Origin of the sequence: Clostridium sp. 16K-1-R1 (genome assembly GCF_023921145.1) — a bacterium.
GTDB classification, from domain to species: Bacteria; Bacillota; Clostridia; order Clostridiales; family Clostridiaceae; genus Sarcina; species Sarcina perfringens.
This window is the reverse complement of sequence record NZ_CP046515.1, coordinates 2946373-2969987: the sequence shown is the minus strand read 5'-3', so window position 1 is coordinate 2969987 and position 23615 is coordinate 2946373. Positions and strand designations below refer to the sequence as shown.

Sequence of the window (23615 nt, the reverse complement as noted above, 5' to 3'; positions counted from 1 at the left end):
TCCCTTGCTCATGAGAGTAAGGGGATACTTAAAAATTCACATTAAACTATGAAGGGAGGACACACCCTTGTTCGAATTAAATAATTTTGATGCTTTACAAATCGGGTTAGCATCTCCAGAACAAATTAGAGAGTGGTCTAGAGGAGAAGTAAAGAAACCTGAAACTATTAACTATAGAACGTTAAAACCTGAGAGAGACGGATTATTCTGTGAAAGAATATTCGGACCTATAAAAGACTGGGAATGTCACTGTGGAAAATACAAAAGAGTTAGATATAAAGGTATTGTATGTGACAGATGTGGTGTTGAAGTAACTAAATCTAAAGTTAGAAGAGAGAGAATGGCTCACATTGAATTAGCTGCGCCAGTATCTCATATATGGTATTTCAAAGGAATACCTTCAAGAATGGGATTAATCCTTGATATGTCACCAAGAGCTTTAGAAAAAGTTCTATATTTTGCATCATATATAGTTATAGATCCAAAAGAAACTTCATTATTAAAGAAACAACTTCTTAATGAGAAAGAATATAGAGAAGCGTGTGACAAATATGGTGAAGAGAGCTTTGTAGCTGGAATGGGTGCAGAAGCTATAAAAACTTTATTATCAGAAATAGACTTAGAAAGAACTGCTGCTGAACTTAAAGAAGAATTAAAGCAAAGCACAGGTCAAAAGAAAGTTAGAATAATAAGAAGATTAGAAGTTGTAGAATCATTCAAATCATCAGGAAATAAACCTGAATGGATGGTAGTAGATGTAATACCAGTTATACCACCTGATTTAAGACCTATGGTTCAATTAGATGGAGGTAGATTTGCTACTTCAGATTTAAATGATTTATACAGAAGAGTTATAAATAGAAATAACAGACTTAAGAAGTTATTAGACCTTGGCGCTCCTGACATAATAGTTAGAAACGAAAAGAGAATGCTTCAAGAGGCTGTAGATGCTTTAATAGATAACGGTAGAAGAGGAAGACCTGTAACTGGTCCTGGAAACAGACCTCTTAAATCATTATCAGATATGCTTAAAGGTAAGCAAGGAAGATTCAGACAAAACCTTCTTGGTAAGAGGGTTGACTATTCAGGAAGATCAGTTATCGTTGTTGGTCCTGAATTAAAAATGTATCAATGTGGTCTTCCAAAAGAAATGGCTTTAGAATTATTCAAGCCTTTCGTTATGAAGAAATTAGTTGAAGACGGAGTTGCTCATAACATAAAGAGTGCTAAGAGAATGGTTGAAAGAGTAATGCCACAAGTATGGGATGTACTTGAAGAAGTTATAGCAGACCATCCAGTATTACTAAACAGAGCACCTACTCTACATAGACTAGGTATTCAAGCATTCCAACCAGTATTAGTTGAAGGTAGAGCTATAAAACTTCATCCACTTGTATGTACAGCATACAACGCTGACTTCGATGGAGACCAAATGGCTGTTCACGTACCTTTATCAGTTGAAGCTCAAGCAGAAGCTAGATTCTTAATGCTTGCAGCAGGTAATATAATGAAACCTTCTGATGGTAGACCAGTTTGTGTACCTACTCAGGATATGGTTCTTGGTTCATATTACTTAACAATGGATAAAGACGGAGCTAAAGGTGAAGGAAAATACTTCGCATCATTTGATGAAGTAATAATGGCTTACCAATTAAAAGAAGTTGATATTCATGCTAAGATTAACGTTAAAGTTACTAAAGAAATAGACGGAGAGCTTAAGTCAGGAATAATCAAAACAACTCCAGGATTTATAATATTCAATGAATGTATACCTCAAGACTTAGGTTTTGTAAATAGAGAAAATCCTGAAGAAATGTTCAATTTAGAAATAGATTTCTTAATAACTAAAAAGTCATTAGGAAAAATAATAGATAAATGTTACTTAAAGCATGGTCCAACTAAGACTTCAATAATGCTTGATAACATAAAAGCAACAGGATATCATTATTCATCAATTGGAGCTGTTACAGTTGCTGCTTCAGATATGATAGTTCCTCAAAAGAAATATGAACTATTAAAAGAAGCTGATGAAACTGTAGATAAGATCGAAAAAATGTATAGAAGAGGTCTTATATCTGAAGATGAAAGATATGAAAGAGTTATAGAAAAATGGACTGAGACTACTGAGGAAGTTGCGGATACATTAATGAATAGTTTGGATAAATTTAACCCAATATTCATGATGGCAGACTCAGGAGCCAGAGGATCTAAGTCACAGATCAAACAGTTAGCTGGTATGAGAGGACTTATGGCGAGTCCATCAGGTAAAATCATCGAGTTACCAATCAGAGCATCATTTAGAGAAGGTCTTGACGTATTAGAGTACTTCATATCTACTCACGGAGCTAGAAAAGGTAACGCCGATACAGCACTTAAGACTGCTGACTCAGGTTACTTAACAAGAAGACTTGTTGACGTAAGCCAAGATGTTATAGTAAGAGAACACGACTGTGGAACTCAAAATGGTATTTACGTTGAAGAAATAAAAGAAGGTTCAGAAGTAGTTGAACAATTAGCTGAAAGATTAACAGGAAGATATACTGCAGAAGATGTTTTCCATCCAGAAACTGGAGAGCTTTTAGCTGCAAAAGATACTTACATGGATCCAATTTTAGCTGAAAAAATAGCTGACACTGGAATTCAAAAAGTAAAAATAAGATCAGTATTTACATGTGATTCTAAGGTTGGAGTATGTACTAAGTGTTATGGTATGAACATGGCAACATCATATAAAATTAATATTGGTGAAGCTGTTGGTATCGTAGCTGCTCAGTCAATCGGAGAACCAGGAACACAGCTTACAATGAGAACATTCCATACAGGTGGAGTTGCTGGAGCAGATATAACTCAAGGTCTTCCAAGGGTTGAAGAGTTATTCGAAGCAAGAAAACCAAAAGGATTAGCAATTGTAAGTGAAGTTGCAGGTACTGTAAGAATAGAAGAAACTAAGAAGAAGAGAACTGTTTATGTTGTTACTGATTCAGGAGAAGAATATAGCTATGACATACCATTTGGATCAAGATTAAAAGTTAAAGATGGTATAGCTATTGGAGCTGGAGATGAAATAACAGAAGGTTCAGTTAACCCACATGATATCATGAGCATTAAGGGTGTTGATGGTGCAAGAGAATACTTACTTTCAGAAGTTCAAAAAGTTTACAGACTTCAAGGGGTTGATATCAACGATAAGCACTTAGAAGTTGTAGTTAGACAAATGACTAGAAAGATAAAAGTAACAGAGCAAGGTGATACTAATTTATTACCAGGTGTAATGATTGATATGTTCGATTTCAGAGCTGAAAATGAAAGAGTTGAAAGCTTTGGAGGAGAAAAAGCTCAAGGAGATATAGTTCTTCTTGGTATTACTAAAGCAGCTCTTGCTACAGATAGTTTCTTATCAGCAGCATCATTCCAAGAAACAACAAGAGTTCTTACTGATGCAGCAATCAAAGGAAAAATTGATCCTCTTGTTGGATTAAAAGAAAATGTTATAATTGGTAAGTTAATTCCAGCAGGTACAGGTATGATGAAGTATAGATCATTAAAATTAAATACTGAAAACAGTAATCAAGAGACTGAAACAATAATTGAGATTGAAGAATAAGATTAATTTTGTTGACAGTAGTATTCTTAGATGATAAAATACAGTTTGTGTGATTAGCAAAGTACTAAGGGATTAACTTGTCTACATGATTATTTACAATGGAGGTAATCTTATGGTAGACAGACTTTTAGGAAAAAAAGTTATTGGCATAAAACAGTCCACAAAAGCTATGAAAAACGGTGAAGGAAAAATTTTGTATGTTGCAAAAAATGCTAACGATAAAATGGTCACTCCATTGGTAGAATTAGCGGAAAAATGTGGAATTGAAATAAAACATGTTAAAAACATGAAAATTCTAGGGGAAATGTGTGGCATAGATGTAAAATCAGCTGTAGCATTAATCTTAGATTAGAGTGTTAACATCTAAAATTTATATAGATAGTTAAATAATTTATCAGGAGGTGAAAGTATGCCAACTATAAGCCAATTAGTAAGAAAAGGCAGAAAAACAGTAGCATCAAAATCAACTGCACCAGCTCTTAAAGAGTGTCCACAAAAAAGAGGAGTTTGTACTGTAGTTAAAACAACTACTCCTAAGAAACCTAACTCAGCGTTAAGAAAAATCGCCAGAGTAAGATTAACTAATGGATACGAAGTAACAGCTTACATTCCTGGTGTAGGCCACAACTTACAAGAGCATAGTGTTGTTCTTATAAGAGGTGGAAGAGTTAAAGACCTTCCTGGTGTTAGATACCACATAGTAAGAGGAGCTTTAGACTCAGCTGGAGTAGCTAACAGAATGCAAGGAAGATCAAAGTACGGTGCTAAGAAACCAAAGCAAAAGAAATAATTGTTGCTTAAACTTAGTTTAAGTGCTATGTCTTCAAGTTTAGATAAATAACTGTTCGAAGTTTAAATATAGATTATGAAGCAAGCACTTTACGACAATCGATTAAGTTGTGTCGAGTACCGATGAACTTAAACAAAAATTGTTAAGGAGGGAAGAAAAGTGCCAAGAAAAGGACATATTGCAAAAAGAGATGTATTACCAGATCCAGTGTACAATTCAAAAGTTGTTACTAAGTTAATAAATAACGTAATGGAAGATGGTAAAAAAGGAGTAGCACAAAAAATATGCTACGATGCTTTCCAAATAATCAATGAGAAAACTGGCAGAGATGCTATGGAAGTTTTTGAGGAAGCAATGAACAACATAATGCCTTTATTAGAGGTTAAAGCTAGAAGAATAGGTGGTGCTAACTACCAAGTTCCAATAGAAGTAAGACCTGAAAGAAGACAGACTTTAGGATTAAGATGGCTTCTTGCAGCTTCAAGAAAAAGAGGCGAGAAGTACATGAGAGAAAGATTAGCTGGAGAATTAATGGATGCAGCTAACAATACTGGAGCAGCTGTTAAGAAGAGAGAAGATACTCACAAAATGGCTGAAGCTAATAAAGCATTTGCTCATTACAGATATTAATAAAATGAAACTGTTTTGGCTAAAAGCCAAAACAGTTTTGTTGAATTTAAAAACACTATACGTTGAGAGGAGGAGTCACAATGGCTAGACAATATCCGTTAGAAAAATTCCGTAACTTCGGAATAATGGCACATATAGATGCTGGTAAAACAACTACTACTGAGCGTATTCTTTTCTATACAGGAAGAAACCACAAAATAGGGGAAACTCATGATGGAGCTTCAACTATGGACTGGATGGCTCAAGAGCAAGAAAGAGGTATAACAATAACTTCTGCTGCTACAACTTGTTTCTGGAAAGGTTATGAATTAAACATAATCGATACTCCAGGACACGTAGACTTCACAGTTGAGGTTGAAAGATCATTAAGAGTTCTTGATGGAGCTGTTACTGTTCTTGATGCTAAGAGTGGAGTTGAACCACAAACTGAAACTGTTTGGAGACAGGCAGACAAGTACGGCGTTCCAAGAATGATATACGTAAACAAAATGGATGCTACAGGAGCAGACTACTACAACTGTATAAACACAGTTAGAGAAAGATTACAAGCTAATGCTGTTGCAATTCAAATTCCAATAGGTCAAGAAGATCAATTCCAAGGAATGGTTGATTTATTAACTAACCAAGCAATAATCTTCAAAGATGACTTAGGAAAAGATATAGAAGTAAGTGATGTTCCAGCTGATTTAGCTGATAAAGCAGAAGAGTACAGAGCTGCTATGATTGAAGCTATAGCTGAAACTGATGAAGAGTTAATGATGAAATACTTAGAAGGTGAAGAATTAACTCTTGAAGAATTAAAAGTTGCTTTAAGAAAAGCTACTATCAACAATGAAATAATCCCAGTTATCTGTGGATCATCATACAAAAACAAAGGTGTTCAACAAATGATCGATGGTGTTGTTGATTACTTACCATCACCATTAGACATACCTGCTGTTAAAGGTACTAACTTAGACGGTGAAGAAGAAGTTAGAGAAGCTTCAGATGACGCTCCAATGTCAGCTTTAGCATTCAAAATAGCTACTGACCCATTCGTTGGAAGATTAGCATTCACAAGAGTTTACTCAGGAGTTTTAGAGAGCGGTTCATACGTATTAAACTCAACTAAGGGTAAAAAAGAAAGAATAGGAAGACTTGTTAAGATGCACGCTAACTCAAGAGAGGAAGTTGAATCATTAGAAGCAGCTGAATTAGGAGCTGTAATAGGTCTTAAGAATACAACTACTGGAGATACTTTATGTACGGAAGCAGCTCCAATAATACTTGAAAAGATGGAATTCCCAGAGCCAGTTATATCTATAGCTATCGAGCCAAAGACAAAAGCTGGTCAAGAAAAAATGGGTATAGCTTTATCAAAGCTTGCTGAAGAGGATCCAACTTTCAAAACTTGGACTGATCAAGAAACAGGTCAAACTATCATAGCTGGTATGGGTGAGCTTCACTTAGATATCATCGTTGATAGATTACAAAGAGAATTCAAAGTTGAGTGTAACGTAGGTGCTCCTCAAGTTGCTTACAAAGAAACTATCAAAAAGGCTGTTGAAGCAGAAGCTAAATTTGCTAGACAATCTGGTGGTAGAGGACAATACGGTCACTGTAAGATAGAAATGATACCAACTGAAGGCGAATATGAATTCGAAAATGCTATCGTTGGAGGAGCTATTCCAAGAGAATACATTCCAGCAGTAGATAACGGAATCAGAGAAGCTGCAGAAAGTGGTATAATAGCTGGATACCCAGTTATAAACTTCAAAATAAGATTATTCGACGGATCATACCATGATGTCGATTCATCTGAAATGGCATTCAAAATAGCTGGATCTATGGCATTCAAAAACGCTATGGCTAAAGCTGATGCTGTATTACTTGAGCCTATAATGAAAGTTGAAATCACTGTACCAGAAGAGTACATGGGAGACGTTATAGGAGATGTTAACTCAAGAAGAGGTAGAATGGAAGGAATGGACTCAAGAAATGGTGCACAAATCATAAGAGCATTCATCCCACTATCAGAAATGTTTGGATACGCAACTGCATTAAGATCAAGAACTCAAGGTAGAGGAACTTATGCAATGGAATTCGATCACTATGATGACGTTCCTAAGAGCATCCAAGAAGAAGTTGCAGGTAAAAAAAATAAATAATTAAAGAAGCTTTTAAAGCTTCTTTAATATATAAATGTATATAATATTTTTAAATTAAAGGAGGAATTTGCAATGTCAAAAGCAAAATTTGAAAGAAGCAAACCACACGTTAACATTGGAACAATCGGTCACGTAGACCACGGTAAAACAACTTTAACAGCAGCTATAACAACAGTTTTAGCACAAGCTGGTGGGGCAGAAGCATTCAAATATGATGAAATAGATAAAGCTCCAGAAGAAAAAGAAAGAGGAATCACAATCAACACAGCACACGTTGAGTACGAAACAGCTAACAGACACTACGCTCACGTTGACTGTCCAGGACATGCTGACTACGTTAAAAACATGATCACTGGAGCAGCTCAAATGGACGGAGCTATATTAGTTTGTTCAGCAGCTGATGGTCCAATGCCTCAAACAAGAGAGCACATCTTATTATCATCAAGAGTTGGAGTTGACCACATCGTAGTATTCTTAAACAAAGCAGATATGGTTGACGACGAAGAATTATTAGAATTAGTTGAAATGGAAGTTAGAGAGTTATTAAGCGAGTACAACTTCCCAGGAGACGACATTCCAGTAATCAAAGGATCAGCTTTAGTAGCATTAGAAAACCCAACTGACGAAGCTGCAACAGCTTGTATCAGAGAGTTAATGGATGCTGTAGATAGCTACATCCCAACACCAGAAAGAGCAACAGATAAGCCATTCTTAATGCCAGTAGAGGACGTATTCACAATCACTGGTAGAGGAACAGTTGCAACAGGAAGAGTTGAAAGAGGAGTTCTACATGTAGGAGACGAAGTAGAAGTAATCGGATTAACTGAAGAAAGAAGAAAAACTGTTGTAACAGGAATCGAAATGTTCAGAAAGTTATTAGATGAAGCACAAGCTGGAGATAACATCGGAGCATTATTAAGAGGTATCCAAAGAACTGACATCGAAAGAGGTCAAGTTTTAGCACAAGTTGGAACAATCAACCCACACAAAAAATTCGTAGGTCAAGTATACGTACTTAAAAAAGAAGAAGGTGGAAGACATACTCCATTCTTCGATGGATACAGACCACAATTCTACTTCAGAACAACAGACGTTACAGGATCAATCAAATTACCAGAAGGAATGGAAATGGTTATGCCTGGAGACCACATCGACATGGAAGTTGAATTAATCACAGAAATCGCTATGGATGAAGGATTAAGATTCGCTATCAGAGAAGGTGGAAGAACTGTAGGTTCAGGAGTTGTTACTTCAATAATCGAGTAATTTTAACTTTTTAAATAAATTTTTTATTAGTACCGATGAACAACGGGAATTTATGCTTAGTTAAAACTCACTTATATACTTAGCGCAAAAGTTTATAAGCTGAGAGTTAACTAAGAAAAGTTTCTAATATATAGACGTATATATTAGAAGACTCTTTAAAATCTAAAATTAACGCGCAATAGTTTTTAATTTAAAAGAGTGTTCATTAAATAGGCCTTTAATATAAAAGAGTGGATATATTATCCTCTCTTTTATTTTTTTGTTGATTTTATAGAAAAAATAAATATAATATAATTTAGGAAAAATATTTTTGGTAAGAATAATAATATAAAATTTTTTTAGGAATAAAATTCTTGTTGAAAAATTAAAAAAATAGTATATTATTAATATTAGTGCTTTATTTTTTTGAACGGTTTTGGGGTAAAGATAGTACATAAATGTATATGTTAAAACTTCTAAAAAAATACTTGAAAAAACATAATATACATAGTATAATGAAGAAGTTGTAAAGCGAACAGCGATGAATCAAGAGGTTGCCGGACTTCCGGGTAATTCTTGATGAGCATGTTAGGATCTAGAATCCGACGACAGGGGTTACGTGTGCATGTCTAAAGTGTGAAACACCAGGGACAGTTTACACAATGCTTACTGTTGTGCGTTAGAAGTAAAGCGTACATGAAAAGGAGGGAAACCAAATGTCAAAACAAAAAATAAGAATAAGATTAAAAGCATTTGATCATACAATATTAGATCAATCAGCTGAGAAAATTGTTGAAACTGCTAAGTCTACAGGAGCAAAGGTTGTTGGACCAGTTCCACTACCAACTGAAAAAGACGTTATAACAATCTTAAGAGCTGTACATAAGTACAAAGACTCAAGAGAGCAGTTCGAAGTAAGAACTCATAAGAGATTAATAGACATCGTTAATCCATCACCAAAAACTGTTGATGCATTAATGAGATTAAACTTACCAGCAGGTGTTGATATCGAAATAAAACTTTAATAGTTTATTTAGATTGAATTAAGAGATTGAACTGTTATGATTGCAGAGGCAATCCGCTAATATGTTTAGGAGGTGTAACCACATGAAAAAAGCTATAATAGGTAAAAAAGTTGGAATGACTCAAATATTCGATGAGAATGGTAGAGTAATCCCTGTAACTGTAGTTGAAGCTGGTCCATGTGTTGTAGTTCAAAAGAAAACAGTTGAAACTGATGGATATGACGCAATACAAGTTGGATTCGGTGAATTAAGAGAAAAATTAGTTAACAAACCAAGAAAAGGACATTTCGCTAAAGCAGGTGTTTCTTTAAGAAGAACTTTAAAAGAGTTCAGAATGGAAGATGTTGCTAATTACAATGTTGGAGACGAAATAAAGGTTGACACATTTGAAATTGGAGACAAAGTAGACGTATCAGGAGTTTCTAAAGGTAAGGGATTCCAAGGTACAATCAAAAGATGGAATGCTAGTAGAGGACCAATGTCTCACGGTTCTAAATTCCACAGAGCACCAGGTTCAATGGGAGCTGCTTCAGACCCATCAAGAACTTTCAAGAACAAAAGAATGCCTGGACATATGGGAGCTAAGAACACAACTGTTCTTAACTTAGAAGTTGTTAAGATAATGCCTGAAAAGAACATCATCTTAATCAAGGGTGGAATCCCAGGTCCAAATAAAGGCACAGTAGTTATAAGAAACAGCGTTAAGGCTTAATTTCTGTAGAAAGGAGGAAGCGTAATGCCTAAAGTAGGTTTATTTAATAAAGAAGGACAACAAGTTGGAGATATCCAATTAAATGAGCAAGTATTCGGAGTAGAAGTAAACAAATATGCTTTACACCAAGTAGTAGTAGCTCAATTAGCTAACAAGAGACAAGGTACTCAATCAGCTAAAACAAGATCTGAGGTAAGAGGAGGCGGAATCAAGCCTTGGAGACAAAAAGGAACAGGTAGAGCAAGACAAGGTTCTATCAGAGCGCCTCAATGGATCAAAGGTGGAGTTGTATTTGCACCAAAACCAAGAGATTACAGAATGTCAATACCAAAGAGCATGAGAAAAGTAGCTATGACTTCTGCTTTAACTAGCAAAGTTGCAGATATGGTTGTTTTAGAAGACTTAACTTTCGAAGCTCCAAAAACTAAGGAAGCAGTTAAAATGTTAAATGCTTTCGAAGCTAAGAAGACATTAATAATAACAGCTGAAGTTAATGAAAATGTATATAAATCAGCAAGAAACATAGAAGGTGTAACAGTTATGCCTGTTAACAACATCAATGTTTATGATTTATTAAACTGCAAAACATTAATGATAACTAAAGAAGCTGTAAACAAAATTGAGGAGGTGTACGCATAATGAAGTTAACAAGCCATGATATAATCAGAAAACCAGTTATAACTGAAAAGAGTATGGCAGCTATGGCTGAAAATAAATACACCTTCATAGTTCATATGGCAGCTAACAAAGTACAAATAAAGAGAGCTGTAGAAGAAGTTTTCAACGTAAAAGTTGCTGACGTTAAGACTATGAGATTCGAAGGAAAAACTAAGAGAGTTGGAGTTCACATCGGAAAAAGAGCTGACTTCAAAAAAGCTGTTATAACTTTAGCAGAAGGTAGCAGCATCGAATTCTTCGAAGGAATGCAATAATAAAAAGCAGGTATTGGTTGAAGGCCAGATAAGCTATAAGAAGGAGGGACAATAATGGCACTTAAAAAGTTTAACCCAACTACACCATCAAGAAGACAAATGACTATGCCAACATTTGAAGAAGTTACTACAAATGCACCAGAGAAGTCACTTCTTGTTTCTTTAAAGAAAACTGGTGGTAGAAACGCACAAGGTAAAATAACTGTTAGACACCATGGTGGTGGAGCTAAGAGAAAATATAGAATAATAGATTTCAAAAGAAATAAGGATGGAATCCCAGCAAAAGTTGCTACAGTAGAGTACGATCCAAACAGATCAGCTTACATAGCACTTGTTGTTTATGCTGATGGAGAGAAGAGATACATACTTGCTCCTGTAGGTTTAAAAGTAGGAGATACAGTAGTATCAGGACCAGAGGCTGATATCAAGCCAGGTAACGCTCTTCAATTAAAACACATGCCAGTAGGTACTTTTGTTCATAACATAGAGTTACAAGCTGGAAAAGGTGGCCAAATGGTAAGATCAGCAGGTACTTCAGCTCAGTTAATGGCTAAAGAAGGAAACTATGCTACATTAAGATTACCATCAGGTGAAATGAGATACGTAAGAATCGAATGTAAAGCTACTGTTGGAACAGTATCAAACACAACTCATGAGATCGTAAATATCGGTAAAGCTGGTAGAAAGAGACACATGGGATGGAGACCAACAGTTAGAGGTTCTGTAATGAACCCTTGCGATCACCCTCACGGTGGTGGAGAAGGTAGATCTCCTATCGGTAGACCAAGTCCAGTTACTCCATGGGGTAAACCAGCACTTGGATACAAAACTAGAAAGAACAAAAAATACTCAGATAGATTCATCATTAAGAGAAGAAACGCTAAATAGTTTGGAGAGAATTAAATATTCTCTTCACAGTTTGGCGGCATAATTAAGTTTATGAAGGGAGGAAATTCTAGTGAGTAGATCAATTAAGAAAGGACCTTTCGTGCATGCAGGTCTTTTAAAGAAAATAGAAGAAATGAACCAAAATGGAGATAAGAAAGTTATCAAAACTTGGTCAAGAAGCTCAACTATATTCCCACAAATGATAGGCCATACAATAGCTGTTCATGATGGAAGAAAACATATCCCAGTTTATGTTACAGAAGATATGGTTGGACATAAATTAGGAGAATTCGTTTTAACAAGAACTTTCAAAGGTCATATTAAAAACGAAAAAACATCAAAGAGAAAATAATAGTATCCGGGAAAGGAGGATCTTTAGATGGAAGCTAAAGCTATAGCTAAATATGTAAGAATGTCTCCAACTAAAGTAGGAGTTGTTCTTGATTTAATAAGAGGAAAGAACGTAAACGAAGCTTTCGCAATTTTAAAATATACTCCAAGAGATGCTGCTGAGGTTATAAGCAAAGTTTTAAAATCAGCGGTAGCTAATGCGGAGAACAATCACGAATTAGATGCTAACAGATTATTCGTTGCAGAAGCACATGTAGGTCACGGACCAACATTAAAAAGATTCAGACCAATGGATCATGGTAAAGCATTCAGAATAAACAAGAGAACAAGTAACATAACACTTGTTGTTAAAGAAAGAGCTTAATAAGGTAAGGAGGGAAAAGCATGGGACAAAAAGTACATCCTCACGGACTAAGAGTTGGTGTAATTAAAGATTGGGATGCAAAATGGTATGCTGATAAGAAAAATTTTGCTGATAACTTAATCGAAGACCAACAAATAAGAAAATTCATAAAGAAAGAACTTTTCTCAGCTGGAATCGCTAAGATTGAAATCGAAAGATCAGCTAAAAGAGTTAAGTTAAACATACACACAGCTAAGCCAGGTGTAATCATCGGAAAAGGTGGTTCAGGAATCGAAAGATTAAAAGCTAGCTTAAAAAATATAATAGCTGAGAAAAATGTTTTAATAAACATTGTTGAGGTTAAGAACGCTGAAACTAACGCTCAATTAATGGCTGAAAACATTGCTGCTCAATTAGAAAAGAGAATATCATTCAGAAGAGCTATGAAGCAAACTATCCAAAGAGCAATGAAAGCTGGCACATTAGGTGTTAAAACTGCTTGTTCAGGAAGATTAGGTGGAGCTGAAATAGCAAGAACTGAGCAATACAATGAAGGAACAATCCCACTACAAACAATAAGAGCTGACATCGACTATGGATTTGCTGAAGCTGATACAACTTACGGTAAAATCGGTGTTAAAGTGTGGGTTTACAATGGAGAAGTTCTTCCAACTAAAAAAGTTGAAAAAAAGGAAGAAGCTAACGCATAATAGGATGCACTAAGAAAGGAGGAATATAACATGTTAATGCCTAAAAGAGTTAAACATCGTAAGGTACAACGTGGTAGAATGAAAGGTAAGGCAACTAGAGGAAACTTTCTAGCTTACGGAGATTTCGGAATCCAAGCTACAACTTGTGGATGGATCACTAGTAACCAAATAGAAGCTGCGAGAATAGCTATCAATAGATATATAAGAAGAGGCGGAAAGCTTTGGATAAAAATATTCCCAGACAAACCTGTAACTGAGAAACCAGCTGAAACAAGAATGGGTTCAGGTAAAGGTTCAGTTGAATACTGGGTAGCAGTAGTTAAACCAGGTAGAGTTTTATTCGAGTTATCTGGAGTTGATGAAGAGAAAGCAAGAGAAGCTATGAGACTTGCTTCACACAAACTTCCTGTAAAGACTAAGTTCGTTACAAGAAGAGATTTTGAGGAAATGGGTGGTGAAGAATAATGAAAGCTAGAGAGTTAAAAGAACTAAGAACAAGCAATCCTCAAGATTTAATAAAGAAATTAGGAGACCTTAAAGCTGAGTTATTCAATTTAAGATTCCAATTAGCTACAGGTCAATTAGAAAACCCAATGAGAATCAGAGAAGTAAAAAAATCAATAGCTCAAATCAAAACAATCATAAGAGAAGAAGAGTTAAAGATTGAGCAGTAATCCTGAAAGGAGGTAACCGCTGTGGAAAGAAATTTAAGAAAAAAGAGATTAGGTAGAGTTGTTTCTGATAAAATGGATAAGACTATCGTTGTTGCGGTTGAAACAAAGGTTAGACATCCACTATACGGAAAAACTGTTAACAGAACAACTAAGTTCAAAGCTCATGATGAAAATAATGAGGCTAGATTCGGAGATAGAGTTCTTATAATGGAAACTAGACCATTATCAAAAGATAAGAGATGGAGACTTGTTGAGATAGTAGAGAAAGCAAAATAGTTTTCTAAAGTCTGAAAGGAGGTTAATTTCATGATACAACAACAAACCTTACTAAAGGTTGCTGACAACTCAGGTGCAAAAGAAATAATGTGCATAAGAGTTTTAGGCGGATCTAAAAGAAAATTCGGAAATATCGGAGATGTAATAGTTGCTAGCGTTAAAAGTGCAACACCAGGCGGAGTTGTTAAAAAAGGCGAAGTAGTTAAAGCAGTTATTGTAAGATCAGTAAGAGGACTAAGAAGAGCTGACGGTTCATACATCAAATTTGATGAAAATGCAGCTGTAATAATAAAAGATGATAAGCAACCAAGAGGAACTCGTATCTTTGGACCAGTTGCAAGAGAGCTAAGAGATAATGAGTTCAATAAAATCTTATCATTAGCACCAGAAGTTCTATAATAAACGATTAGGAGGTGGCTAAGATGAAGGTACATGTTAGAAAGAACGACACAGTAGTAGTTATATCAGGTAAAGATAAAGGAAAAACTGGTGAAGTTTTAAGAGTAATTCCTAAGACTGGTAAAGTAGTAGTTAAAGGAGTTAACTTAGTTAAAAAGCATCAAAAACCTAATAGACAAAACATGCAAGGTGGAATAATAGAAATGGAAGCTGCAATAAACAGCTCAAAAGTTATGTTATTCTGTGAAAAATGCAAAAAGGCTACAAGAATAAGCCATAAGTTATTAGAAGACGGTGCAAAAGTAAGAGTATGTAAGAAGTGTGGAGAAACATTCTAAAATTTGAAAGGAGGTACTTTACGTGAATAGACTTCAAGAAAGATATGAAAAAGAAGTAGTTCCAGCTATGATGGAAAAGTTCGGATACAAAAACATAATGCAAGTTCCTAAAATAGAAAAAGTTGTTATAAACATGGGAGTAGGAGAAGCTAAAGATAATCCTAAGGTTCTAGAATCAGCTGTTAGTGATTTACAAATAATCGCTGGACAAAAGCCTGTATTAACAAGAGCTAAAAAGTCAGTTGCTAACTTTAAAATAAGAGAGAACATGGCTTTAGGATGTAAAGTTACTTTAAGAAAGACTAATATGTACGAATTCGTAGATAAATTAGTTTCAATAGCTTTACCAAGAGTAAGAGACTTCAGAGGAGTTTCAGCTAAAGCATTTGATGGAAGAGGAAACTACTCATTAGGAATTAAGGAACAATTAATATTCCCAGAAATCGAGTATGATAAAGTAGATAAAGTAAGAGGAATGGATATAATCTTCGTTACTAGTGCTAACACAGACGAAGAAGCAAGAGAATTATTAAGATTCCTTGGAATGCCATTCGCTCAATAATAAGGAGGGGATACGCATGGCTCGTAAGGCAATGATCGAAAAATGGAAAAAAGAACCTAAATACAAAACTAGAGCGTATACTAGATGTAGATTATGTGGAAGACCACATTCTGTATTAAAGAAATTCGGAATTTGCCGTATCTGCTTCAGAGAATTAGCTTACAAAGGTGAAATTCCTGGATGTAGAAAGGCAAGCTGGTAATATAACTAGTAGAATGAAAGGAGGCACAATATAATGGTTATGACAGATCCTATCGCAGACTTACTAACTCGTGTGAGAAACGCGAACTCAGTAAGACACGAAGTTGTTGAAGTACCTTCTTCAAGTGTTAAGAAGGCTATCGTAAATATATTATTACAAGAAGGTTATCTTAAAGGAGTAGAGGAGTACAACGATGGTGTAGTTCCTATGATGAGATTAACTTTAAAGTACGGAGCAAACAATGAAAGAGTTATAACTGGTTTAAAGAGAATATCAAAACCAGGTTTAAGAGTTTACTGCAAGAAAGATGAAGTTCCTAGAGTATTAAACGGATTAGGTATCGCTTTAATATCAACTTCAAAAGGATTAGTAGTTGACAGAGAAGCTAGAAAATTAGGATTAGGCGGAGAAGTTATCTGCTACGTTTGGTAATTTTTTAGAGTGAGAAAATAACATAGATTTAAATAGATTGAAGCAAAGAGATGATTTAAAAAAATATAAGGACCAAATTCACAGGAGGTGCGCATTATGTCAAGAGTAGGTAAAATGCCTATAGCTATCCCTGCTGGAGTAACTGTTACTGTAACACCAGAGAACGTTGTTACAGTAAAAGGCCCTAAGGGTGAGTTAGTTAAAGCTATGCACAAAGACATTAATATAGCTGTAGAAGATGCTCAAGTAGTTGTTACTAGACCAAGTGACGTTAAAGAACACAGAGCACTTCACGGATTAACTAGAGCTTTACTTAACAACATGGTTGTTGGAGTAAGCCAAGGTTTTTCAAAAACTTTAGAGTTAAACGGAGTTGGATACAGAGCTCAATTACAAGGAAAGAAACTTGTTATGAACTTAGGATATTCACATCCAGTAGAAGTTGAAGCAGTTGATGGAGTAGACTTCAAATTAGACGGAACAACTAAAGTTATCGTTGAAGGTATCGATAAAGAAAAAGTTGGAGCAGTTGCTGCTAACATCAGATCATGGAGAAAACCTGAACCATACAAAGGTAAAGGAATCAAGTACTCTGATGAAGTTATAAGAAGAAAAGAAGGTAAAACTGGTAAATAATAAATACTAATATAGAAAGGAGTGAACCTTATGTTCAAAAAGGCAGACAGAAAAGAAGCAAGAGAAAGACGTCACCTAAGAGTTCGTAAGAAGGTATTCGGAACTCCAGAAAGACCAAGATTATCTGTATATAGAAGTGAAAAGAACATATATGCTCAAATAATAGACGACGTTAATGCTGTTACTTTAGTAGCTGCTTCAAGCTTAGATAAAGCTATCGAAGTTAAAGGAAGCAACAAAGAAGCTGCTAAATTAGTTGGAGAATTAGTTGCTAAAAGAGCTATAGAAAAAGGAATAAATGATGTAGTATTCGACAGAGGTGGATACGTATATCACGGAAGAGTTGAGGCTTTAGCTAGCGGAGCAAGAGAAGCCGGATTAAAATTCTAATCTACAAGGAGGGGAAATACATGAGAATCGATCCTAGCACACTAGACCTTAAAGAAAAGGTTGTTAGTATAAGCAGAGTTACTAAGGTTGTTAAGGGTGGTAGAAACTTCAGATTCAGTGCGTTAGTTGTTGTTGGAGACGAGAACGGACACGTTGGTGTTGGAACTGGTAAATCTATCGAAATCCCTGAAGCAATAAGAAAAGGAATAGAAGATGCTAAGAAAAACTTAGTAGAAGTTTCAATCGTTGGAACTACTGTTCCTCATGAAATACACGGAAAATTCGGTACAGGAGATGTACTTATAATGCCAGCTACTGAAGGTACAGGAGTTATAGCTGGAGGTCCTGCAAGATCAGTTCTTGAATTAGCAGGATTAAAGGATGTTAGAGCTAAATCATTAGGTTCAAACAACCCAAGAAACATGGTAAAAGCAACTATCAACGGATTAGCTAACTTAAGAACAGCTGAAGATATAGCTAAATTAAGAGGAAAATCTGTTGAAGAGATAATAGGTTAGGAGGGATAGCGATGCTAAAGGTAACATTAGTTAAAAGCTTAATTGGTAGAAAGAAAGACCATATCGCTACTGCACATGCCCTTGGACTTAGAAAAATAGGTAAAACAGTAGAGCATGAGGGAACTCCTCAAATAAAAGGTATGATAAACAAAATAAGTTATCTACTAAAAGTTGAAGAAGCATAATTAAATAGAGCGTTAGAGGAGGTGTAATAACATATGAAACTTCATGAATTAAGACCAGCAGCTGGTAGTAAATCAGCTCCAAAAAGAGTTGGTAGAGGTACTGGTTCAGGCTTAGGAAGAAATGCCGGAAAAGGTGAAAAAGGTCAAAATGCTAGATCAGGTGGTGGAGTTAGACCTGGATTCGAAGGTGGTCAAATGCCATTATACAGAAGACTTCCTAAAAGAGGATTCACTAACCCATTTACAAAACATTTTGTAACAATCAATGTTGATAGATTAAACATATTCGATAATGGAACAGAAGTTACTCCAGAATTACTATTAGAAAGAAGAGTAGTAAGTAAACTAATGGACGGAGTTAAGATCTTAGGAAATGGAAACATAGAAAAGAGCTTAACTATCGCAGGTTGCAAGTTATCAAAGCAAGCAGCTGAAAAAATAGTTGCAGCTGGAGGAAAAGTTGAGGTGAAATAATCGTGCTATCAACCCTACGTAATGCCTGGAAGGTTCAAGATTTAAGAAAAAAAATAATTTGGACTGTATTCTTAATAGCAATTTTCAGGATGGGAAGTTATATTCCTGTTCCTGGAATTGATACAGATAGTCTAAAAGCTTTAACACAATCAGGAAGCTTAGTAAGCTTCTATGATTTAATTTCTGGTGGTTCTTTTAGTAGATTTAGTATATTCGCTTTAGGTGTTGTACCATACATCAATGCTTCAATCATTATGCAACTTTTAACAGTTGCAATTCCTAAATTAGAACAATTATCTAAAGAGGGAGATGATGGAAGAAAGAAAATCCAAAAGATAACTAGATATGCTTCAATTGTTATTGGAGCAATCACTGCTTATGGAAGTTATGTGATAATTAACAATGTTGGCGCACTTAAGAGCAATTCTCCAGTTAGTATGTTTTTAATATTACTAACACTAGTAGTTGGATCAACTTTCTTAATGTGGTTAGGAGATCAAATTACAGTTAAAGGAGTAGGAAATGGTACTTCTTTGATAATATTTGCAAATATATTATCAAGCTTACCAATGACTGGTTATCAAATATATAACTTAAGTAAGATAGGTAAAATAAATGTTGTTGAAGTAGCATTATTTATTTTCTTTACATTAGCTTTATTAGCAGGTGTAATTTACTTATCATTAGCTGAAAGAAGAATTACTGTACAATATGCAGGTAAAGCCGTAGGTAATAAAATGATGAAGGGACAATCAACTCATATTCCATTAAGTATTATTGGAACAACTGTTATAGCAATAATCTTTGCTATGTCTGTTATGAGTTTCCCAACAACTATAGCTCAATTCTTCCCAGAAGCTGGATGGTCACAATGGATTACAGGATCTTCTTACAGTCCTTTCAATGCAAAGACTTGGATGTATCCAGTATTATATGCATTACTGACTATATTCTTTACTTGGTTCTATACTCAAATAACATTTAAGCCAGATGAAATGGCTGAGAATATGCATAAATCATCAGGTTTCATTCCTGGAATAAGACCTGGAAAACCAACAGAGATTTATTTAGAGAAAGTATTAAATAGAATTTCAATGTTTGGTGGATGTTTTGCTGCTATTATAGCAGTAGTTCCTATTTTAGTTGCAAACTATACTCCTTTCCAAGGAATACAGTTTGGAGGAACATCACTGTTAATTCTAGTTTCTGTTTCATTAGAGATAATGAGACAATTAGAATCTCAATTAACAATGAGACATTACCAAGGATTCTTAAAATAGAAATACAAGTTATGGAGATGATGCCCGTGAAGATAGTTTTATTAGGTCCTCCTGGAGCAGGAAAAGGAACACAGGCAAAATCAATTAGTAATAGATATTCAATTCCTCATATATCTACAGGAGATATCTTTAGAAAAAATATTTCAGAGAACACTCCTTTAGGTATTGAGGCTAAATCATACATGGATAATGGACAGTTAGTTCCAGATGAAGTAACTATCAACATGGTAAAAGATAGACTTCAACAAGATGATTGTAAGAATGGATATTTATTAGATGGTTTCCCAAGAACAGTTCATCAAGCAGAAGCTTTAGATAACTTTTTAACTGAAAGAGAAGAGTCAATAGACACAGCTCTTTTAATAGAAGTACCTAAAGAATTCATACTTGAAAGAATGACAGGAAGAAGAGTTTGTCCTTCATGTGGAGCAAGTTATCACATAAAGTTTAATCCACCAACTAATGATGGAAAATGTGATCTTTGCGGATCAGATGTTATTCAAAGAAAAGATGACACTGAAGAAACAGTTAAGGAAAGACTTGATGTGTATGAAAATCAAACACAACCATTAATTGATTTTTATAAAAACAAAAAGCAACTTTCAGTAGTAGATGGAACACAAGCAATAAACGAGGTCTTTGAGAGTATCTGTAAAATATTAGGGAGCGACAAGTAATGATAATTCTTAAGAATGAGAATGAAATCGACCTAATGAGGAAAGCAGGAAAGATTCTTGGAGAGACACTTAACCTGCTTAAGGAGAAAGTAAGACCTGGTATTACTACTACGGAATTAGATAGAATAGCTGAAGAGTTTATAACTAAGCATGGAGCTACACCATCCTTCAAAGGATTGTATGGTTTCCCAGCTTCATTATGTATATCTGTTAATAATCAAGTAATTCATGGTTTCCCAGGAAGTTATGAATTAAAGGATGGAGACATTGTTTCTATTGATTGTGGAGTTTGTCTAAATGGATTTCACAGTGATGCTGCTAGAACTTTTGGTGTAGGTAATATATCAGAAGAGGCAGAAAAGCTTATTAGAATTACTGAAGAATCCTTTTTTAAAGGTATAGAAAAGGCATATGTAGACAATAGATTAACGGATATTTCTAATGAAATACAGCAATATGTTGAAGCCAATGGATTTTCTGTTGTTAGAGACTTTGTAGGACATGGAATTGGCCGAAAAGTCCATGAAGATCCTGAAGTTCCTAATTTCGGTAGACCAGGCAGAGGTCCAAAGTTAATGGCAGGAATGGTATTAGCTATTGAACCGATGGTAAACATGGGATCATATAGAGTCAAGACTTTAGATGATGGCTGGACAGTAGTAACAGCAGATGGGAAACTTTCTGCACACTATGAAAACACAGTTGCAATTTTACCTAATGGTCCTGAAATATTAACACTTATAAAATAGTTTTAATATATATTGCTTAGTTATAAATTAACATTTGCCTATAAGGAATTTGTAGTTTATGACTAAGGTAATCTTTGAGGTGGATAAGTTGCAAGAAACTGATTTAATCGGTAGATTAGTTACTTCAAATGCTGGAAGAGATACAGGAAAATCATATATTGTGATTGGATTGGTAGATGATGATCTACTAGTGGCAAATGGAGCAACTAAGACTATTGAAATGCCAAAAAAGAAAAAAATAAAACATGTAGTGCTTACTGAGATATTGGATGATGAGTTAAAATCATGTATAATATCAAAGGATAAGAATGCAAATCTTAAAATAAAAAGATTTTTAAAGCTTAGTAGCACTAACAAGGAGGTTTGATTACCTTATGTCAAAAAGTGATATAATTGAAATGCAAGGTACAGTTTTAGAAGCTTTACCAAATGCAATGTTTGAAGTTGAATTAGAGAGTGGGCATAAAATATTAGCACATATCTCAGGAAAGTTAAGAATGAACTTCATAAGAATTTTACCAGGAGATAAGGTTACTGTGGAACTTTCACCATATGATCTTACAAGAGGTAGAATTACATGGAGAGCAAAATAAGGAGGGTTAGCGATGAAAGTAAGACCATCAGTTAAGCCTATTTGCGAAAAGTGCAAAGTTATAAAAAGAAAAGGAAGAGTAATGGTAATCTGTGAAAATCCTAAGCACAAACAAAAACAAGGCTAATAGGTAAATAAAACATAATAAAAAGGTCAATTGGGAGCGAATTCTTATTGACTTTTATTTAAAAGTAAAATATGATTATATAGGCATTTAAATAATAGCAAATAAATTTTAGGTGCGGCTGTGATGGATAAAACCATCAACCTAAAATTTTAAATATAAATAAACAATAGAGCAATTGAGTTACTTATTTAATGTAAATCAATTTCGTATTTTAATTACCAGGAGGTGTAACATTAATGGCAAGAATAGCAGGTATCGACCTACCAAGAGAAAAAAGAGTTGAAATAGGTCTAACTTATATATATGGTATAGGATTACCTACATCACAAAAAATTCTTGAAGTAACTGGAGTTAATCCTGATACAAGAGTTAAGGATCTTACTGAGGAAGAAGTAAACTCAATAAGAAACTACATTAAAGATTTAACAGTTGAAGGTGACTTAAGAAGAGAAGTTGCTTTAAACATAAAGAGATTAGTTGAGATTGGTTCATATAGAGGAATCAGACATAGAAAAGGTCTTCCACTTAGAGGACAAAAAACTAAGACTAATGCTAGAACTAGAAAAGGTCCTAAGAAGACAATAGCTAATAAGAAGAAATAGTTAAGGAGGGAAGACAATGGCAGCTCAAAAAGTTAAAAAAACTAGAAGAAGAAAAGAAAGAAAAAATGTTGAGCATGGTGCAGCACACATCCAATCAACATTCAATAACTCAATAGTTACTTTAACTGATGCAAAAGGAAATGCATTAGCATGGGCAAGTGCTGGTGGCCTTGGATTCAAAGGTTCAAGAAAGAGCACACCATTTGCAGCTCAAATGGCAGCTGAAACAGCAGCTAAAGCAGCTATGGAACACGGATTAAAAAGCGTTGAGGTTTACGTAAAAGGACCAGGTGCTGGAAGAGAAGCAGCTATAAGAAGCTTACAAGCAGCTGGATTAGAAGTTACTTTAATAAAAGATGTAACTCCAATCCCACACAATGGATGTAGACCACCAAAAAGAAGAAGAGTTTAGTAACGTCACGGGAGGTGTAATGAATGGCAAGATATACTGGAGCTACATGTAAGTTATGTAGAAGAGAAGGTATGAAATTATTCCTAAAAGGGGATAGATGTTATACAGATAAATGTGCTTTCGTTAGAAGAAGTTATGCACCAGGACAACACGGAGCAAGCAGAAAGAAATTATCTAACTACGGAACACAATTAAGAGAGAAGCAAAAAGCTAAGAGAATATACGGAGTTCTTGAAGGTCAGTTCAGAAACACATATGAAAGAGCTGAAAAAATGAGAGGAATCGCCGGTGAAAACTTACTTAAATTATTAGAAATGAGATTAGATAACGTTGTTTACAGATTAGGATATGGTGCTTCAAGAACAGAAGCTAGACAATTAGTAAACCACGGTCATTTCTTAGTAAATGGTAAAAAAGTTGATATAGCATCATTCAAAGTATCAGTTAACGATGTTATAACAGTTTGTGAAAAGAGCAGAGGATCAGAAAGATTCAAAATGTTTGCTGAAAATCCAAAAGCTTTACCAAAATGGTTAGAAGCTAACGTTGAAAATTTCGAAGGTAAAGTTGTTGCTGAGCCTGCAAGAGAAGATATCGACGTACCAGTTAACGAGACTCTAATCGTCGAGTTATACAGCAAATAATAATTATTGATCTTAAGAGTACTTTTACAATTGGATCAGTTGCCCTCATAAGGTTGCCATTTTAATATT

General features: G+C 34.9%; 36 protein-coding genes. All 36 read left to right on the top strand.

Annotated elements, in window-relative coordinates; translation table 11 throughout:
- Positions 1-67 precede the first annotated feature (67 nt).
- Positions 68-3604 (top strand): DNA-directed RNA polymerase subunit beta', encoded by a 3537-nt coding sequence (gene rpoC, locus GOM42_RS13345; protein WP_003460614.1) that lies wholly within the window; start codon positions 68-70, stop codon positions 3602-3604.
- Between the two features lie 112 nt (positions 3605-3716).
- Complete coding sequence (locus tag GOM42_RS13340; protein WP_003452175.1) at positions 3717-3956, top strand: ribosomal L7Ae/L30e/S12e/Gadd45 family protein; 240 nt, start codon at positions 3717-3719, stop codon at positions 3954-3956.
- A gap of 57 nt (positions 3957-4013) precedes the next feature.
- On the top strand, positions 4014-4394 hold the full coding sequence (rpsL, locus tag GOM42_RS13335) for a 30S ribosomal protein S12 (RefSeq protein WP_003452165.1): 381 nt from the start codon (positions 4014-4016) through the stop codon (positions 4392-4394).
- A 159-nt stretch (positions 4395-4553) separates the two neighbouring features.
- Positions 4554-5024 (top strand): 30S ribosomal protein S7, encoded by a 471-nt coding sequence (gene rpsG, locus GOM42_RS13330; RefSeq protein WP_003452182.1) that lies wholly within the window; start codon positions 4554-4556, stop codon positions 5022-5024.
- An 80-nt stretch (positions 5025-5104) separates the two neighbouring features.
- Entirely contained in the window at positions 5105-7171 is a 2067-nt protein-coding gene (gene fusA / locus GOM42_RS13325; RefSeq protein WP_003460612.1) for an elongation factor G, read from the top strand.
- Positions 7172-7243: 72 nt separating this feature from the next.
- Positions 7244-8437, top strand: a complete 1194-nt coding sequence (tuf, locus tag GOM42_RS13320; RefSeq protein ID WP_003452162.1) for an elongation factor Tu — start codon at positions 7244-7246, stop codon at positions 8435-8437.
- Positions 8438-9132: 695 nt separating this feature from the next.
- A complete protein-coding gene (gene rpsJ / locus GOM42_RS13315; protein ID WP_003479233.1) occupies positions 9133-9441 on the top strand; it encodes a 30S ribosomal protein S10 in 309 nt (102 codons plus the stop codon).
- An 82-nt stretch (positions 9442-9523) separates the two neighbouring features.
- Positions 9524-10153: a 50S ribosomal protein L3 gene (gene rplC, locus GOM42_RS13310; RefSeq protein ID WP_003476250.1), complete on the top strand. Its 630-nt coding sequence runs from the start codon at positions 9524-9526 to the stop codon at positions 10151-10153.
- A gap of 24 nt (positions 10154-10177) precedes the next feature.
- Entirely contained in the window at positions 10178-10792 is a 615-nt protein-coding gene (rplD, locus tag GOM42_RS13305) for a 50S ribosomal protein L4 (protein WP_003454270.1), read from the top strand.
- Entirely contained in the window at positions 10792-11085 is a 294-nt protein-coding gene (gene rplW / locus GOM42_RS13300; RefSeq protein WP_003454311.1) for a 50S ribosomal protein L23, read from the top strand. Before rplD ends, rplW begins: the two co-directional genes overlap by 1 nt.
- Positions 11086-11139: 54 nt before the next feature.
- Positions 11140-11973: a 50S ribosomal protein L2 gene (gene rplB / locus GOM42_RS13295; RefSeq protein ID WP_003460473.1), complete on the top strand. Its 834-nt coding sequence runs from the start codon at positions 11140-11142 to the stop codon at positions 11971-11973.
- A 70-nt stretch (positions 11974-12043) separates the two neighbouring features.
- Entirely contained in the window at positions 12044-12325 is a 282-nt protein-coding gene (rpsS, locus tag GOM42_RS13290) for a 30S ribosomal protein S19 (RefSeq protein WP_003454422.1), read from the top strand.
- A 27-nt stretch (positions 12326-12352) separates the two neighbouring features.
- Positions 12353-12688, top strand: a complete 336-nt coding sequence (gene rplV, locus GOM42_RS13285) for a 50S ribosomal protein L22 (RefSeq protein WP_003454177.1) — start codon at positions 12353-12355, stop codon at positions 12686-12688.
- Positions 12689-12708: 20 nt separating this feature from the next.
- Positions 12709-13377 carry a 30S ribosomal protein S3 gene (gene rpsC, locus GOM42_RS13280; RefSeq protein WP_003454406.1) on the top strand — a complete coding sequence of 223 codons (669 nt, stop codon included), beginning with the start codon at positions 12709-12711 and terminating at the stop codon, positions 13375-13377.
- A gap of 30 nt (positions 13378-13407) precedes the next feature.
- Entirely contained in the window at positions 13408-13842 is a 435-nt protein-coding gene (rplP, locus tag GOM42_RS13275) for a 50S ribosomal protein L16 (protein ID WP_003454381.1), read from the top strand.
- The gene (gene rpmC / locus GOM42_RS13270) at positions 13842-14051 is read left to right on the top strand and encodes a 50S ribosomal protein L29 (RefSeq protein WP_003454396.1); all 210 of its coding nucleotides are present in this window, start codon (positions 13842-13844) and stop codon (positions 14049-14051) included. Before rplP ends, rpmC begins: the two co-directional genes overlap by 1 nt.
- A gap of 21 nt (positions 14052-14072) precedes the next feature.
- Complete coding sequence (rpsQ, locus tag GOM42_RS13265; RefSeq protein WP_003454312.1) at positions 14073-14327, top strand: 30S ribosomal protein S17; 255 nt, start codon at positions 14073-14075, stop codon at positions 14325-14327.
- Between the two features lie 30 nt (positions 14328-14357).
- The gene (gene rplN, locus GOM42_RS13260; protein ID WP_003454425.1) at positions 14358-14726 is read left to right on the top strand and encodes a 50S ribosomal protein L14; all 369 of its coding nucleotides are present in this window, start codon (positions 14358-14360) and stop codon (positions 14724-14726) included.
- A 23-nt stretch (positions 14727-14749) separates the two neighbouring features.
- Positions 14750-15064 carry a 50S ribosomal protein L24 gene (rplX, locus tag GOM42_RS13255; protein WP_003454257.1) on the top strand — a complete coding sequence of 105 codons (315 nt, stop codon included), beginning with the start codon at positions 14750-14752 and terminating at the stop codon, positions 15062-15064.
- Positions 15065-15086: 22 nt separating this feature from the next.
- A complete protein-coding gene (rplE, locus tag GOM42_RS13250; RefSeq protein ID WP_003454431.1) occupies positions 15087-15626 on the top strand; it encodes a 50S ribosomal protein L5 in 540 nt (179 codons plus the stop codon).
- Between the two features lie 16 nt (positions 15627-15642).
- A complete protein-coding gene (locus tag GOM42_RS13245; protein WP_003470274.1) occupies positions 15643-15828 on the top strand; it encodes a type Z 30S ribosomal protein S14 in 186 nt (61 codons plus the stop codon).
- A gap of 33 nt (positions 15829-15861) precedes the next feature.
- The gene (gene rpsH, locus GOM42_RS13240; protein ID WP_003454446.1) at positions 15862-16260 is read left to right on the top strand and encodes a 30S ribosomal protein S8; all 399 of its coding nucleotides are present in this window, start codon (positions 15862-15864) and stop codon (positions 16258-16260) included.
- A 96-nt stretch (positions 16261-16356) separates the two neighbouring features.
- Positions 16357-16896: a 50S ribosomal protein L6 gene (rplF, locus tag GOM42_RS13235; RefSeq protein WP_003454268.1), complete on the top strand. Its 540-nt coding sequence runs from the start codon at positions 16357-16359 to the stop codon at positions 16894-16896.
- A gap of 30 nt (positions 16897-16926) precedes the next feature.
- The gene (gene rplR / locus GOM42_RS13230) at positions 16927-17286 is read left to right on the top strand and encodes a 50S ribosomal protein L18 (protein ID WP_003454424.1); all 360 of its coding nucleotides are present in this window, start codon (positions 16927-16929) and stop codon (positions 17284-17286) included.
- Between the two features lie 20 nt (positions 17287-17306).
- Positions 17307-17804, top strand: a complete 498-nt coding sequence (gene rpsE, locus GOM42_RS13225) for a 30S ribosomal protein S5 (protein ID WP_003454272.1) — start codon at positions 17307-17309, stop codon at positions 17802-17804.
- 5 nt (positions 17805-17809) lie between these two features.
- Positions 17810-17989, top strand: a complete 180-nt coding sequence (gene rpmD, locus GOM42_RS13220) for a 50S ribosomal protein L30 (protein ID WP_034824315.1) — start codon at positions 17810-17812, stop codon at positions 17987-17989.
- Positions 17990-18022: 33 nt separating this feature from the next.
- The gene (gene rplO / locus GOM42_RS13215; protein ID WP_003454379.1) at positions 18023-18463 is read left to right on the top strand and encodes a 50S ribosomal protein L15; all 441 of its coding nucleotides are present in this window, start codon (positions 18023-18025) and stop codon (positions 18461-18463) included.
- A gap of 2 nt (positions 18464-18465) precedes the next feature.
- The gene (secY, locus tag GOM42_RS13210; protein ID WP_003460476.1) at positions 18466-19743 is read left to right on the top strand and encodes a preprotein translocase subunit SecY; all 1278 of its coding nucleotides are present in this window, start codon (positions 18466-18468) and stop codon (positions 19741-19743) included.
- Between the two features lie 26 nt (positions 19744-19769).
- Positions 19770-20420, top strand: a complete 651-nt coding sequence (locus GOM42_RS13205) for an adenylate kinase (RefSeq protein WP_003454337.1) — start codon at positions 19770-19772, stop codon at positions 20418-20420.
- On the top strand, positions 20420-21169 hold the full coding sequence (gene map, locus GOM42_RS13200; protein ID WP_003454388.1) for a type I methionyl aminopeptidase: 750 nt from the start codon (positions 20420-20422) through the stop codon (positions 21167-21169). The genes GOM42_RS13205 and map overlap by 1 nt, the downstream gene beginning before the upstream one ends.
- Positions 21170-21257: 88 nt before the next feature.
- Positions 21258-21536 carry a KOW domain-containing RNA-binding protein gene (locus GOM42_RS13195; protein ID WP_003460478.1) on the top strand — a complete coding sequence of 93 codons (279 nt, stop codon included), beginning with the start codon at positions 21258-21260 and terminating at the stop codon, positions 21534-21536.
- A 7-nt stretch (positions 21537-21543) separates the two neighbouring features.
- Positions 21544-21762: a translation initiation factor IF-1 gene (gene infA / locus GOM42_RS13190; protein WP_003454491.1), complete on the top strand. Its 219-nt coding sequence runs from the start codon at positions 21544-21546 to the stop codon at positions 21760-21762.
- Between the two features lie 12 nt (positions 21763-21774).
- On the top strand, positions 21775-21888 hold the full coding sequence (rpmJ, locus tag GOM42_RS13185) for a 50S ribosomal protein L36 (RefSeq protein WP_003373491.1): 114 nt from the start codon (positions 21775-21777) through the stop codon (positions 21886-21888).
- Between the two features lie 236 nt (positions 21889-22124).
- A complete protein-coding gene (rpsM, locus tag GOM42_RS13180; RefSeq protein ID WP_003454489.1) occupies positions 22125-22490 on the top strand; it encodes a 30S ribosomal protein S13 in 366 nt (121 codons plus the stop codon).
- A gap of 16 nt (positions 22491-22506) precedes the next feature.
- The gene (rpsK, locus tag GOM42_RS13175; protein ID WP_003454436.1) at positions 22507-22902 is read left to right on the top strand and encodes a 30S ribosomal protein S11; all 396 of its coding nucleotides are present in this window, start codon (positions 22507-22509) and stop codon (positions 22900-22902) included.
- Between the two features lie 23 nt (positions 22903-22925).
- Positions 22926-23546, top strand: coding sequence for a 30S ribosomal protein S4 (gene rpsD, locus GOM42_RS13170; protein ID WP_003470276.1), 621 nt, complete (start codon positions 22926-22928; stop codon positions 23544-23546).
- The last annotated feature ends 69 nt before the right edge of the window (positions 23547-23615 follow it).